Here is a 13,719-nt window from a genome sequence, read left to right on the forward strand (position 1 = left end):
GGCGTTCCCGACCCTCGCTCTACGCGTCGGCAAAGGACCGGCCGCCAGCTGAGCGCCACGCTTCCGGCGGTAGGATGCGGACCATGAGGAACCGTGCAGACAGCGCTCGACCAGCACGTTCGCTCCGCTCCCGCGGGCAGGTGGGCTGAGATGGCGGGCCTGCGCGCGGCCCAGAAGGAGATGACCCGCAAGCTCCTGCTGTCGACGGCGCTGGAGCTGTTCAAGACCAAGGGTTACGCCGCGACGACTGTGGACGACATCGCGTCCGCGGCGGGCACCACCCGGGTCACCTTCTACGCGTACTTCCCGTCCCGCAGCGATCTGATGAAGGCGCTGATCGGCGAGTTGAACGAGGCGCTGGAGCGCATCGACTCCCCGGCGCACGGCTCCACCGCGCGGGACCTGGTCTCGGTGGTCGACGACGGCAGCCGTGAGGCGATCGCCGGGTGGCTGACGACCATCGCCGGCCGCTGGGACACCGTACGGCCCTACCTCAACGCCGCCTTCGAGGCGGCGGCGGTCGACCCCGAGCTGCGCGGGCTGGTGGACGCCTGGTTCGAGGAGACCATCAGCGACATCGAGGACGGCCTCGACCGGGCGGGACGCTTCGACCCGGCGAGCCGGCACCTGCGCGGCGTGCTGGCGATGGCGCAACTCGACTACGTGGCGCGCAACTGGACACCGGGACGCTGGGACAACGACCGCGAGCAGCTGGTGAACACCCTGGCCGAGAGCTGGGCGGGACTGCTCGGCAAGAACCCGCCCGGCGCCTGACGCCGCACACCGGCCACCCCTCCCGGCCACCCTCTCCCGGCCGCCCCTCCAGCCGCCACAGAGGCACGGCCCGGGGCCGGGGGCGCCGCCGCTACGCCGCCGTCAGATCGGCCTCCATGGCGCGCGCCGCGGCGTTCAGGGTCGCGACCAGCGAGCGCAGCCGGCCCGGGTCGTAGCGCACCCCGGGCAGCGACACCGACACCCCGGCCAGCGCGACGCCGTCCGCGCCGCGCACCGGCACGCCGACCGCGACCAGCCCGCGCTCGGAGCGGTCCTGGTTGACGGCGAAGCCGCTGCGTCGCAGGCGGGCCAGCTCGGTGCGCAGCGCCGCGAGGTCGGGGCGGTCGCCCGGACGGTCCTGATGGCGTGCGGGGGCGTAGACCTGGTCCAGTTCGTCATCGGTGAGCTCGGCGAGCAGCAGCAGTCCGGCGGTCGTGCGGTGCGCCGGGAACACCATGCCCTCGCGGGAGCCCACGCGCAGCGTCCGCGCGCACTCGACGCCGGCGATGAACCGGGCCGTGTCCCCGGTCCGGATGGTCAGGTTGGCGGTCTCCTCCAGCAGGCCGACCAGCCGGTGCAGATGGGGCAGGGCGGCGGCGCGCAGCCGGGACACCTGCGACTGCGAGTGCGCGGCCAGCTCCAGGACGGGCCCCGCGCGATAGACGCGCTGGTCGTCCTGTACGGCGAAGTCCCGGTAGACGAGCATCGCCAGCAGCCGGTGCGCGGTCGACCGGGCCACACCGAGGCGCTTGGCGACCTGCGACACGGTCAGCCCGCCCTCCAGCTGGAGCATCGCCGCGGCCCGCAGGGCGTGGTCGACGCTGGTGATGGCATACGGCGGAGGATTCTTCAGCGGCTTGTCCATGGGTCCTCCCGATCCTCCCGGTCCTGCCGATCCTCCCGGCCCTGATTCTGCTCTCCAGAATCTCCATGTCTTCCGAGTGAACACCACGCACGCTGAGGGCCGTGACCGACACCTCCATCGCTTCAGACACCGCCACGGGCTCCCCCGTCCGCCTCGAGGCCGTCCCGGGGCCGGGCCGGCCCCGGGTCACCCCGGCACTCGAAGAGCTGTACCGGGGTTTCGAGCAGGAACTCCTCGTCCCGCTGTGGACCGAGATCGGCGACCTCATGCCGGCGCACCCGTCCTCACGGGCCATGCCCCACCTGTGGCGCTGGGAGCGGCTGCGGCGGCTCGCCGCCCAGGCCGGCGATCTGGTCCCGGTGGGCCGCGGCGGCGAGCGGCGCGCCATCGCGCTGGCCAATCCCGCGCTGGGCGGCCGGCCGTTCGCGACGCCGACGCTGTGGGCCGCCATCCAGTACCTGATGCCGGGCGAGGACGCCCCCGAGCACCGCCACACCCAGCATGCGTTCCGCTTCGTCGTCGAGGGGGAGGGCGTGTGGACGGTCGTCGACCGCGATCCGGTGGCCATGCGGCGCGGTGACTTCCTGCCGCAGGCGGGCTGGAACTGGCATGCCCACCACAACGCCACCGCCGAGCCGATGGCCTGGATCGACGGCCTGGACATCCCGTTCCAGTACCTCACCGAGGCGCAGTTCTTCGAGTTCGGCCGCGAGGAGATCGGCGACGCCGAGCGCATCACCCCCGACCGGTCGCGCGCCGAGCGGCTGTGGGGCCACCCCGGTCTGCGCCCCGTCTCGGTCGGTACGACCGCCCCCGGCTCCCCGCTGCTGGCCTACCGCTGGGAGCACACCGACCGCGCCCTGGCGGACCAGCTCGCCCTGGCGGCCGAGGGGTTCCCCGGCGTCGTCGAGCCCGGCCACGCGGCGGTGCGCTTCACCGACCCGGCCACCGGCGCCGATGTGCTGCCCACCATCCGCGCCGAGATGCACCGGATCGCCCGTGGCGCCGAGACCGCGCCGGTGCGCGAGACCGGCTCCTCGGTCCACCAGGTCTTCGACGGCTCCGGCACCGTGACCGTCGGCGACCGGACGTGGTCGGTGACGCGCGGCGACCTGTTCGTGGTGCCGTCCTGGCAGCCGCTCTCCATACGCTCCGAGGCGGGGTCCTCCGACTCCGACTCCGGTGCCCTGGACCTGTTCCGGTTCAGCGACTCCCCCGTCTTCGAGTCCCTCCGGCTCGACCGCACCCACGTGGAAGGAACCACCCGATGAAACTCGCGACCATCCGCCTCGACGGCGCCACCCGTGCCGTGAGGCTGGACGGCGACACCCTGGTCGACCTCGGCGTGCCCGACGTCGGCACCCTGCTGGAGCAGGACGGCTGGGCCGAGCGGGCGGCCGCGGCGGCCGGGGCGGCGTACCCGGTGGCCGGTGCCGACTTCGCGCCCGTGGTCCCCCGCCCCTCGAAGGTGGTGTGCGTCGGCCTCAACTACCGCAACCACATCCAGGAGATGGGCCGCGACCTGCCCGCACACCCCACCCTGTTCGCCAAGTTCGCGGACTGCCTGATCGGTGCGGGCGACGACATCGTCCGGCCCGAGGAGACCGGGCAGTTCGACTGGGAGGTCGAACTCGCCGTGGTCGTCGGCAAGCCGGTGCGCCGGGCACGCGGCGCCGCGGCACAGGCCGCGATCGCCGGGTTCACCGTGCTGAACGACATCACCTGCCGGGACTGGCAGTTCCGCACCCGGGAGTGGTTGCAGGGCAAGATGTGGGACTCCAGCACACCGGTCGGCCCCTACCTGGTGACCCCCGATGAGCTGCCCGGCGGCGTGCGCCCCTCTGTGGATGTGCGCCTGCTCGTCGACGGCGAGGTCATGCAGTCCGACTCCACCGGCGACCTGCTGTTCGACCCGGTGGTGCTGGTGGAGTACGTCTCCACGGTGATCCGGCTCAACCCCGGCGACATCATCGCCACCGGCACGCCCGGCGGCGTCGGCCACGCCCGCGAGCCGCAGCGCTTCCTGCTCGGCGGCGAGACCGTCGTCACCGAGATCGAGGGCATCGGCCGCCTGGAGAACCGCGTGGTCAAGGAGGCGTCCGCCTGATGGGCCGCACCTTCGACGACGCCCGCCGCTGGGCCCGGCTCGGCACCGAGCTGTTCGTGACGGCGGCGGACCTCCACGACACCGGGCTCGACGCGCACAGCGCCCTGCCCGGCTGGCGCCGCAAGCACCTGGTGGCCCACGTCGCGGCCAACGCCGACGCGCTGGGCAACCTCGTCCACTGGGCCGCCACCGGCGAGCCGACCCCGATGTACGCCTCCCCCGAGGAGCGCACGGCCGGCATCGAGAACGGCGCCCGGCTGCCCGCCGCCGACCTCACCGCCTGGCTGCGCCGGTCCGCGCGGACACTCGCCGACGGCATGGACGCGCTCACCGAGGAGCGGTGGCAGGCGCCGGTGGTGACCGCGCAGGGCCGCACCGTACCGGCCACCGAACTGCCCTGGATGCGCTCCCGCGAGGTGTGCGTGCACGCCATCGACCTCGCCACCGGGCTGACCTTCGCCGACCTGCCGGCGGACTTCCTCGCCGCGCTCAACGACGACGTGCTCGGCAAGCGCGGCACCGCCCCCGGCCCGGCCGTGGTTCTCACGGCGGGGGAGGCCCGCTGGGAGCTGCCCGGTGAGGGCGAGCCCGTCGAACTCGTCGGCGCCCTCCCCGAGATCACGGCGTACCTCACCGGCCGCGACCACCACCTCACCACCGCCGACGGCGGCCCCGCCCCGGACCTCGGCCCCTGGCTGTGACCCGGCCCGCCCCACCCACGGCCCCAGCACCCCGGGGCGCACGGCACCGGGACGCACGACCCCGGGACTCAAGGAAGAGATCATGACCCCTGCGACACCCTCCACCGAGAACACCTTCGACGTCATCGTCGTCGGCGGCGGCATCGGTGGTCTCAGCACCGCCTTCGCCCTCGCCCGGAAAGGGCTGCGGGTGCGCGTCCTGGAGCGGGCCAAGGAGTTCGGCGAGGTCGGCGCCGGCATCCAGCTCGCGCCCAACTGCACCCGCATCCTCGACGATTACGGTCTGCTCGACGAAGCCAAGAGCCTCGGTGTGCTGCCGGAGAACATCGTGATGCGCGACGCGCTCGACGCGCGCGAGCTCACCCGGCTCGACCTGGCCGACCTGGAGCGCCGCTACGGCTACCCCTATATGGTCATCCACCGCAGCGACCTGCACGCCCTGTTCCTGGGCGCCTGCCGCCGGGCCGGGGTGGACCTGGTCACCGACAGCACGGCCGTCGGCTACGAGAACACCGCCACCGGCGCCCGTGTGCTGCTGGCGGACGGCCGGGTCGAACAGGCCCCGCTCGTCGTCGCCGCCGACGGGCTGAACTCGGTGGCCCGGCGCGTCCTCGTCGGCGACGACGTGGTCAGCTCCCGCTATGTGGCCTACCGGGCGGCCATCCCGTTCGAGCGGGTGCGGGACAACGGTGTCGCGGAGCGGGATGTCGTCGTCCACGTCGGCCCGCGCTGCCACTTCGTGCAGTACCCGCTGCGCGGCGGCGAGATGTTCAACCAGGTGGCCGTGTTCGAGTCGCCGACGGCCGACTCCGGGAACGAGGGCTGGGGCGGCCCGGACGAGCTCGACGCCGCCTTCGAGGCCACCTGCGACACCGTGCGCAAGGGCATCCCGCTGATGTGGCGGGACCGCTGGTGGCAGATGCTCGACCGGGAGCCGGTCGACACCTGGGTGTACGGCCGCATCGCCCTGCTCGGGGACGCCGCCCACCCGCCGCTCCAGTACATGGCGCAGGGCGCGATCATGGCAATCGAGGACGGCTGGGTGCTGGCCGAGCACCTGGTGCGGCACAGCGGCTCCGGCACCCCCGACTACGACGCCGCCCTCCAGGCGTACCAGGCGGTCCGCGTCGAGCACTGCCGCCGGGTGCAGACCACCGCACGCGCCTGGGGCGAGCTGTGGCACCTGGAGGGCGTGCGGCGGCTCCAGCGCAACGCGATCATGCGGGCACGGGACACCTACGACTACGGCTTCACCGACTGGGTGTACGGCCCGACGGCGCTGACCCACGACCAGGAGCCCGCGATGTTCACGCCGATCCCGCTGGACTCGGCGCCGCTCCAGGAGGGCGCCGCGGACTTCGCGGGTCGGACCGGCTGAATCGGACCGGCTGAACCTCGGGGTGTGCCGGAGGGCACGCCGTGGCGGCGGGTCACGCCTCGCGCAGGTCCTTGACCCTGCGGAGCTTGCCGAGGGAGCGCTCCAGGGTCTCCGGGTCCACGATGGTCACGTCCACGCTCACGCCGACGCCGTCCTTCACGCCCTTGGCGATGGCCCGCGCCGCGCTCTCGCGCCGCTCCGGCCCGGCGCCGGGCCGCGCCTCCACACGGACGGTCATGTGGTCCATCCGCCCCTTCCTGCTCAGCTGGATCTGGAAGTGCGGGGTGACATCGGGGGTGCGCAGCACGATCTCCTCGATCTGGGTGGGGAACACATTCACCCCGCGCACGATGATCATGTCGTCGCAGCGGCCGGTGATCTTCTCGATGCGGCGGAACCCGGTCCGGGCCGTTCCGGGCAGCAGCCGGGTCAGGTCCCGGGTGCGGTAGCGGATGATGGGCAGCGCTTCCTTGGTGAGCGAGGTGAAGACCAGTTCCCCGCACTCGCCGTCGGCCAGGGCGTCGTCCGTGATCGGGTCGACGATCTCGGGCAGGAAGTGGTCCTCCCACACATGCAGACCGTCCTTGGTCTCCACGCACTCCTGCGCGACGCCCGGCCCCATCACCTCGGAGAGCCCGTAGATGTCGACCGCGTGGATGTCCATGCGCTCCTCGATCTCGCGGCGCATCTCCTCGGTCCACGGTTCGGCGCCGAAGATGCCGATCTTCAGTGAGGTGGAGCGGGGGTCGACGCCCTGCCGTTCGAACTCGTCGAGCAGGGTGAGCAGATAGGACGGGGTGACCATGATGATGTCGGGCTCGAAGTCCTGGATGATCTGCACCTGACGCGCGGTCATCCCGCCCGAGGCGGGGATCACCGTGCAGCCGGCCCGCTCGGCGCCGTAGTGGGCCCCGAGCCCGCCGGTGAACAGGCCGTAGCCGTAGCTGATGTGGACCTTGTGCCCCGGGCGGCCGCCGGCGGCGCGGATCGAGCGGGCGATGAGGTCCGCCCAGGTCGACAGGTCGTTCTCGGTGTAGCCGACCACCGTCGGGCGTCCGGTCGTACCGCTGGAGGCGTGCAGGCGCCGGACCTCGGACATGGGGACGGCGAACATGCCGAAGGGGTAGGTCTCGCGCAGATCGGCCTTGGTGGTGAAGGGGAACCGGGCCAGGTCCCGAAGCGACCGGCAGTCGTCGGGCGCCACTCCGGCCTGGTCGAACTTCTTGCGGTACAGCTCGACGTTGTCGTAGGCGTGCCGCAGCGTCTGCCGGAGGCGGCGCAGCTGGAGGTCCCGCACCTCCTCGGGGGACATCCGCTCGGCGTCGTCCAGCAGGTCCGCCGGAAGGGGCTCCCCCCGGCGTGCCGGGGCGTCGGCCGGTGTGTTCGGTTCGCTGGTCATCGCGGCTCCTCGGGTTCCGTGCCCCGGACGCTGCGGCTGCGGCCTCGGAACTCCGCGATCACCGCGTCGCCGCGGGCAACGCTCACGTCATAGATACCGCTGCGACCGAAGCGGGTGACCTCCCGGGCGGTGGCCACCAGCACGTCCCCTTCCTTCGCGGGTGCCACGAAGGTGATCTCCGCCCCGGACGCGAGGGTCACGGGGCCATGGCTGTTGCAGGCGCAGGCGAAGGCGGTGTCGGCGAACAGGAAGAGGTATCCGCCGTGCGCGGTCCCATGGCCGTTGACCATGGACGCGGTCACGGTCATGCGCAGCACGGCGGTCCCCTCGCCCTGCTCCAGCACCTCGATGCCGAGCAGCCGCGAGGCCTTGTCCGCGGCGAACATACGGGCCGCGGGCCCCTTGGCCGACTGCATGTCTTCCGTCACGTCGTCCCACCACCTTGTGTACCGACCGAACATTCGGTTAGCGTGCGGCACGGCCAAATAATCAAGCCGTGCCATGGCCTGTCAAGAGGTGAACCACATGCCGTACGCAGCCCCCGAGGTGCCCGACTTCTTCGCCCGCCACCGCAGACTGCTGGAGCGGGCGGTGGCCGCGACCGAGAGCCGGGAGCACTGGACGCCGTATCCGGAGTCGCCCAGCAAGACGGTGTACGGCGAGGACGCCCCGGTCCTCGGTGAGGCGGCCTTCCGGGAGCAGGTCGGCAGGCCGTTCGACCTGCCCGGCCATCCGGAGGAGGGTCGCGTGGCGCCCGAGGAGCGCTCTCCGTACGGCTTCCCGCTGGGCATCGACTACCCCCGGCTGGCGCCGGAAGCGGCCGTGGCCGCCGCCAAGGCCGCCACCGGCCCCTGGCGCGCGGCCGGCCCGGACACCCGCGCCGGGGTCGTGGCGGAGATCCTCGCCCGGCTCAACGCGGCGAGCTTCGAGATCGCCCACGCCGTACAGCACACCACCGGCCAGGCGTTCGTCATGGCCTTCCAGGCCGGCGGCCCGCACGCGCAGGACCGCGGACTGGAGGCCGTCGCCTACGCGTGGGCGGCGCAGAAGAAGCATCCGGCGGCCGCCCGCTGGAGCAAGCCGCAGCGCAAGGGCGACGCCCTGGTCATGGACAAGACCTTCACCCCCGTCGGACGCGGTGTGTCGCTGCTCATCGCCTGCAACACCTTCCCCACCTGGAACGGCTATCCAGGGCTGTTCGCCTCGCTCGCCACCGGCAACCCCGTCGTGGTCAAGCCGCACCCGGGCGCCGTACTGCCCCTGGCCGTCACCGTCCGCATCGCCCGGGAGACGCTGGCCGAGGCGGGCTTCGACCCCGACCTCGTGCTCCTGGTGGCCGAGGCCCCCGGGGGCCGGGCCGCCGCCACGCTCGCCCTGGACCCCCAGGTGCGGATCGTCGACTTCACCGGCTCCACCGCGTTCGGCGACTGGCTGGAGACCAACGCCCGCCAGGCCGTCGTGTACACGGAGAAGGCGGGTCTGAACACCGTCGTCCTGGACTCGACCGACGACTACCGCGGCCTGCTGGGCAACCTCGCCTTCTCGCTGTCCCTGTACAGCGGGCAGATGTGCACCACCCCGCAGAACCTGCTGATCCCGCGCGAGGGCATGGCCACCGACCAGGGGCACAAGACGGCCGACGCGTTCGCCGCCGACCTCGCCGCCGCCCTGGACCGGCTGCTCGGCGATCCCGCCCGCGCCGCGGGCACGCTCGGCGCCCTGGTCAACGACGGGGTGCGGGAGCGGCTGGAGAAGGCGGCCGCGCTGGGCCGGACGGTGCGCGCCTCGGCGCCCGTCGAGCACCCCCAGTACCCGGCGGCGGATGTGCGGACACCGCTGGTGGCCCGGCTGGACGCGGAGGCCGACCGCGACGTCTTCACCCAGGAGTGGTTCGGACCGGTGTCCTTCGTGATCGGCACCGACTCCACCCGGCACGGTCTGGACCTGTTCCGTGAGACGGTGCGCGCCCACGGGGCGCTGACCGCCGCCGTCCACTCCACCGACGAGCGGGTGCTGACCGCCGCCGAGGAGGCGGCCCTGGACGCGGGCGTGCACCTGTCCGAGAACCTCACCGGCCAGGTCTTCGTCAACCAGTCCGCCGCCTTCAGCGACTTCCACGGCAGTGCGGCCAACCCCGCGGCCTGCGCCACCCTCTCCGACACCGCCTTCGTCACCGGCCGCTTCGCGGTCCTCCAGTCCCGCCGCCCCGTCGCCGCCACCACCGAGGAGCCCGCCTGATGCCCGAAGACGTCTATCTGATCGACGGAGCCCGCACGCCGCAGGGCCGCTACGGCGGCGCCCTGGCCTCCGTACGGCCCGACGACCTGGCGGCGCTCGTGGTCGGCGAGGCCGTGCGCCGCGCGGCGGTCCCGGCCGAGGCCGTGGACGAGGTGGTCCTCGGGGCGGCCAACCAGGCGGGCGAGGACAACCGGGACGTGGCGCGCATGGCCGTCCTGCTGGCCGGGCTGCCGCACACCGTACCCGGCTACACCGTGAACCGGCTCTGTGCCTCCGGCCTGACCGCCGTCGCCTCGGCCGCCCAGGCCATCCGGGCCGGGGAGGCCGACCTCGTCGTGGCCGGCGGCGTGGAGTCCATGACCCGGGCCCCGTGGGTGATGGAGAAGCCCGGCACCCCGTGGGCCAAGCCGGGCCAGGTGCACGACACCGCGCTGGGCTGGCGCTTCACCAACCCCCGCTTCACCGCCGCCGACCGTGCCGTGCCGGCCGGCGCCGGGCCCCAGGCGGTGAAGGTCACCCTGTCGATGGGGGAGACCGCCGAGGAGGTCGCGGCCCTGGACGGCATCACCCGCGCCGAGTCCGACGCCTTCGCCCTGCGCAGCCACCAGCGGGCCGTCGCCGCCCAGGAGGCGGGCCGCTTCGACCGCGAGATCGTGCCCGTCCCGGTGAAGGACGGCCAGGTCACGCGGGACGAGGGGCCGCGCCCCAGCACCTCGCTGGAGAAGCTCGGCACGCTGCGGACGATCTTCCGTGAGGACGGCATCGTCACCGCCGGTTCCGCCTCGCCGCTCTCCGACGGGGCCGCCGCCCTGGTCGTGGCGAGCGCGGCGGCCGTGGACCGGTACGGGCTCACCCCACGGGCCCGGATCGTCACCTCCGCCTCGGCCGGTGTCCAGCCCCAGGTGATGGGCCTGGGCCCGGTGCCCGCCACCGAGAAGGCCCTCGCCCGGTCCGGGTGGCGGATCGGGGACCTGGACGCCGTCGAGCTGAACGAGGCGTTCGCCGCGCAGGCCCTGGCCGTGATCCGCCGGCTGAAGCTGGACGAGGACGGCGGGGACAAGGTCAACGCCGACGGCGGCGCCATCGCGCTCGGCCACCCGCTGGGCTGCTCCGGCGCCCGCATCCTGCTCACCCTGCTCGGACGCCTGGAGCGAGAGGACGCCGCACGCGGACTGGCCACCCTGTGCGTCGGGGTGGGACAGGGCGTGGCGATGCTGGTGGAGCGGGTATGAGCGAGACCGTCTACGAAACCCTCCTGGTCGAGGAGCGCGACGACCGGGTTATCGTCACGCTCCACCGCCCCGAGGCCCGCAACGCCATCAGCGGCCGCATGATCGCCGAACTGCACGAGGTGTGCGCCCTGCTGGAGAGGGACCCGAAACTGCTGCTGCTCACCGGCCACGGCCGGGTGTTCGCCGGTGGCGCCGACATCGCCGAGCTGCTGCGACGCGGCCGGGACGAGGCCCTCCAGGGCATCAACAGCCGCCTGTTCGAGCGGGTGCGGCGCTTGCCCATGCCCACGCTCGCCGCCGTCGACGGCTGGGCCCTCGGTGGTGGCGCGGAGCTGAGTTACGCCTGCGACCTGCGCATCGCCGGGCCCGACGCCGTCTTCGGCAACCCGGAGCCGGGTCTGGGCATCCTCGCCGCGGCCGGCGCCTGCTGGCGGCTGCCCGAGCTGGTCGGCGAGTCCGTCGCCAAGCAGGTGCTGCTCGCGGGGCGCACCCTCGACGCGCCGGCGGCCCTGGCGGCGGGCCTGGTCATCGAGGTCGTACCGGCCGACGAGCTGCTGGATGCCGCGCATGCGCTGCTCGACCGCATGGCCCGTTCCTCGGCCACCGCGCTGCGCCTGACCAAGCTCGTCGTCGACTCGCCCGGCGCCCATCCGGTCGCCGACGACCTGGCCCAGGCCGTGCTGTTCGAGGGCCAGGACAAGAAGGACCGCATGACCCGCTTCCTGGAGAAGAGGAGCCGAGCATGACCGCCGCACCCGCACCCGCACCCGTCCCCGCACCCGCGGTCGTCGGAGTCATCGGCGGTGGCCGCATGGGCGCCGGGATCGCCCAGTCCTACGCGGCCGCCGGGTCGGCGGTGACCGTGGTCGAGAGCGACGCCGCGGCCGCCGCTGCCGCGCTGGAGCGCGTGTCCACGGGGCTGAAGCGGGCCGCCGAACGCGGCCGGCTCGCCGAACCGGCCGACCGGATCCTCGCCCGGGTGAGCACCGCGGAATCGGTCGCCGCACTGCCCCGCGAGGCCGACCTGGTGGTGGAGGCCGTCCCGGAGGACGCCGCGCTCAAAGCGCGGGTCCTCGCCGCCGCCGAGGCGGCCGTGACCGCGTCGACGGTGCTGGCCAGCAACACCAGCTCGCTGTCGGTCACCGAACTGGCCGCCGCGCTCACCCGCCCCGGCCGGTTCCTCGGCATGCACTTCTTCAACCCGGTGCCCGCCTCAGAGCTGGTCGAGATCGTGGTGGCGCCCGGCACCGACCCCGCCACCGTGGATGCCGCCCTGGCCTGGACCCACTGCCTCGGCAAGAAGGACGTCGTGGTCAAGGACTCGCCCGGCTTCGCCAGCAGCCGTCTCGGCGTCGCCCTGGGGCTGGAGGCCATCCGCATGGTCGAGGAGGGCGTGGCGGAGCCCGAGGCCATCGACGACGCGATGCGGCTCGGCTACAAGCACCCCATGGGACCCCTGCGCCTGACCGACCTGGTGGGCCTGGACGTGCGGCTGGCCATCGCGGAGCATCTGCACGCCACGCTCGGCGAGCGGTTCGCCCCGCCCCGGCTGCTGCGCGAGAAGGTCGCCCGTGGCGAACTCGGCCGCAAAACCGGACAGGGGTTCTACCCCTGGTGACCGGCACGCCGCGGTCCCGCGTCCGGAATTGACCCGCTCCGGCGGTTGCCGGAACCAAGGAGGCTCGGCATATCATGTACCGAACGAATGGTCGGTTGGGATAGGTGGTAGGGATGACTGCACGGCAGACCGGCTCGTCAGCGGTGGACGGCGCGCCGCCCGGACTCCAGGAGCGCTTCGACGAGACGATCGCCCGCGACCAGCGGATCGAGCCGCGCGACTGGATGCCCGACGGCTACCGCAAGACCCTGATCCGGCAGGTGGCCCAGCACGCCCACTCCGAGATCATCGGCATGCAGCCGGAGGGCGAGTGGATCACCCGCGCCCCGTCGCTGCGCCGCAAGGCGATCCTGTTCGCCAAGGTCCAGGACGAGGCCGGCCACGGGCTCTATCTGTACTCGGCGGCCGAGACGCTGGGCGCCGACCGCGCGGACCTCACCCAGCGGCTGATCGAGGGGCGCCAGAAGTACTCATCGATCTTCAACTACCCCACCCCGACCTTCGCCGACGTCGGCGTCATCGGCTGGTTCGTGGACGGCGCCGCCATCTGCAACCAGGTGCCCCTGTGCCGCAGCTCCTACGGCCCCTACGCACGCGCCATGGTGCGCATCTGCAAGGAGGAGTCCTTCCACCAGCGGCAGGGCTATGAGCTGCTGATGACGATGATGCGCGGCACCGACGCCCAGCGCGAGATGGTCCAGGACGCGGTCGACCGCTGGTGGTGGCCGTCCCTGATGATGTTCGGCCCGCCCGACGACGACTCGCCCAACTCGGCCCGGTCCATGGCCTGGAAGATCAAGCGGCACAGCAACGACGAGCTGCGCCAGCGGTTCGTCGACATGACCGTGCCGCAGGCCGAGAAGCTCGGCGTGACCCTGCCCGACCCGGAGCTGCGCTGGAACGCCGCACGCGGCCGGCACGACTTCGGCACCCCCGACTGGGCCGAACTCAAGCGGGTGATCAGCGGCGACGGGCCCTGCAACACCGCACGCATGGCGCGCCGCAAGGCCGCGCACGAGGAGGGCGCCTGGGTGCGCGAGGCGGCCGCCGCGCACGCCGCCAAGCAGGCCGCAAGGACACGGAAGGGAGCGGCGGCATGAGCGACCCGCGGACGACGAAGGGCGACTGGCCGCTGTACGAGGTCTTCGTGCGGGGCAAGCGCGGACTCAACCACGTCCACGTCGGCTCCCTGCACGCCGCCGACGACCGGATGGCCCTCACCCACGCCCGCGACCTGTACACCCGGCGCAACGAGGGCGTGAGCATCTGGGTGGTGCGCTCCGAGCACATCGCCGCCTCCACCCGCGACGAGAAGGACCCCTTCTTCGACCCCAGCGCCGACAAGGTCTACCGGCACCCCACCTTCTACGACATCCCCGACGACGTCCCGCACATCTAGGAGCAGGC

14 protein-coding genes are annotated in these 13,719 nt (G+C 73.0%); 11 read left to right on the forward strand and 3 right to left on the reverse strand.

Translation table 11 applies throughout. The features are described 5' to 3' along the window. Nucleotides 1–150 precede the first annotated feature (150 nt). A complete protein-coding gene (locus N6H00_RS36380; protein WP_268976124.1) occupies nt 151–774 on the forward strand; it encodes a TetR/AcrR family transcriptional regulator in 624 nt (207 codons plus the stop codon). Between the two features lie 91 nt (nt 775–865). On the opposite strand, the gene N6H00_RS36385 is transcribed toward N6H00_RS36380, so the two are convergent. Continuing rightward, nucleotides 866–1,639 (reverse strand): IclR family transcriptional regulator, encoded by a 774-nt coding sequence (locus tag N6H00_RS36385; protein ID WP_268976125.1) that lies wholly within the window; start codon nt 1,637–1,639, stop codon nt 866–868. A gap of 101 nt (nt 1,640–1,740) precedes the next feature. On the opposite strand from N6H00_RS36385, the gene N6H00_RS36390 reads away from it, so the two are divergent. From N6H00_RS36390 to N6H00_RS36405, 4 genes are all read left to right on the forward strand, one after another. After that, the gene (locus tag N6H00_RS36390) at nt 1,741–2,910 is read left to right on the forward strand and encodes a cupin domain-containing protein (protein WP_268976126.1); all 1,170 of its coding nucleotides are present in this window, start codon (nt 1,741–1,743) and stop codon (nt 2,908–2,910) included. Then, nucleotides 2,907–3,746 (forward strand): fumarylacetoacetate hydrolase family protein, encoded by an 840-nt coding sequence (locus N6H00_RS36395; RefSeq protein ID WP_268976127.1) that lies wholly within the window; start codon nt 2,907–2,909, stop codon nt 3,744–3,746. The genes N6H00_RS36390 and N6H00_RS36395 overlap by 4 nt, the downstream gene beginning before the upstream one ends. Further along, nucleotides 3,746–4,447 carry a maleylpyruvate isomerase family mycothiol-dependent enzyme gene (locus tag N6H00_RS36400; RefSeq protein ID WP_268976128.1) on the forward strand — a complete coding sequence of 234 codons (702 nt, stop codon included), beginning with the start codon at nt 3,746–3,748 and terminating at the stop codon, nt 4,445–4,447. The genes N6H00_RS36395 and N6H00_RS36400 overlap by 1 nt, the downstream gene beginning before the upstream one ends. An 82-nt stretch (nt 4,448–4,529) precedes the next feature. Next, nucleotides 4,530–5,825 carry an FAD-dependent oxidoreductase gene (locus N6H00_RS36405; protein ID WP_268976129.1) on the forward strand — a complete coding sequence of 432 codons (1,296 nt, stop codon included), beginning with the start codon at nt 4,530–4,532 and terminating at the stop codon, nt 5,823–5,825. A 52-nt stretch (nt 5,826–5,877) separates the two neighbouring features. On the opposite strand, the gene paaK is transcribed toward N6H00_RS36405, so the two are convergent. Both paaK and paaI read right to left on the reverse strand, forming a co-directional pair. Then, entirely contained in the window at nt 5,878–7,224 is a 1,347-nt protein-coding gene (gene paaK / locus N6H00_RS36410) for a phenylacetate--CoA ligase PaaK (RefSeq protein WP_268976130.1), read from the reverse strand. After that, nucleotides 7,221–7,640, reverse strand: coding sequence for a hydroxyphenylacetyl-CoA thioesterase PaaI (paaI, locus tag N6H00_RS36415; RefSeq protein ID WP_268977257.1), 420 nt, complete (start codon nt 7,638–7,640; stop codon nt 7,221–7,223). The genes paaK and paaI overlap by 4 nt, the downstream gene beginning before the upstream one ends. A 109-nt stretch (nt 7,641–7,749) precedes the next feature. Between paaI and paaN the strand changes: the two genes are divergently transcribed. The 6 genes from paaN (at nt 7,750) to paaB (ending at nt 13,711) form a co-directional block, all read left to right on the forward strand. Then, entirely contained in the window at nt 7,750–9,462 is a 1,713-nt protein-coding gene (gene paaN / locus N6H00_RS36420) for a phenylacetic acid degradation protein PaaN (RefSeq protein WP_268976131.1), read from the forward strand. After that, nucleotides 9,462–10,694 carry a thiolase family protein gene (locus N6H00_RS36425; protein WP_268976132.1) on the forward strand — a complete coding sequence of 411 codons (1,233 nt, stop codon included), beginning with the start codon at nt 9,462–9,464 and terminating at the stop codon, nt 10,692–10,694. The genes paaN and N6H00_RS36425 overlap by 1 nt, the downstream gene beginning before the upstream one ends. Continuing rightward, nucleotides 10,691–11,440 (forward strand): enoyl-CoA hydratase/isomerase family protein, encoded by a 750-nt coding sequence (locus N6H00_RS36430; protein WP_268976133.1) that lies wholly within the window; start codon nt 10,691–10,693, stop codon nt 11,438–11,440. The genes N6H00_RS36425 and N6H00_RS36430 overlap by 4 nt, the downstream gene beginning before the upstream one ends. Next, a complete protein-coding gene (locus N6H00_RS36435; protein WP_268976134.1) occupies nt 11,437–12,312 on the forward strand; it encodes a 3-hydroxyacyl-CoA dehydrogenase family protein in 876 nt (291 codons plus the stop codon). The genes N6H00_RS36430 and N6H00_RS36435 overlap by 4 nt, the downstream gene beginning before the upstream one ends. Nucleotides 12,313–12,425: 113 nt before the next feature. Continuing rightward, nucleotides 12,426–13,412: a 1,2-phenylacetyl-CoA epoxidase subunit PaaA gene (paaA, locus tag N6H00_RS36440; protein ID WP_268976135.1), complete on the forward strand. Its 987-nt coding sequence runs from the start codon at nt 12,426–12,428 to the stop codon at nt 13,410–13,412. Then, the gene (paaB, locus tag N6H00_RS36445; protein ID WP_268976136.1) at nt 13,409–13,711 is read left to right on the forward strand and encodes a 1,2-phenylacetyl-CoA epoxidase subunit PaaB; all 303 of its coding nucleotides are present in this window, start codon (nt 13,409–13,411) and stop codon (nt 13,709–13,711) included. Before paaA ends, paaB begins: the two co-directional genes overlap by 4 nt. Nucleotides 13,712–13,719 lie beyond the last annotated feature (8 nt).

Origin of the sequence: Streptomyces sp. S465, assembly GCF_026898115.1 — a bacterium.
GTDB classification, from domain to species: Bacteria; Actinomycetota; Actinomycetes; order Streptomycetales; family Streptomycetaceae; genus Streptomyces; species Streptomyces luomodiensis.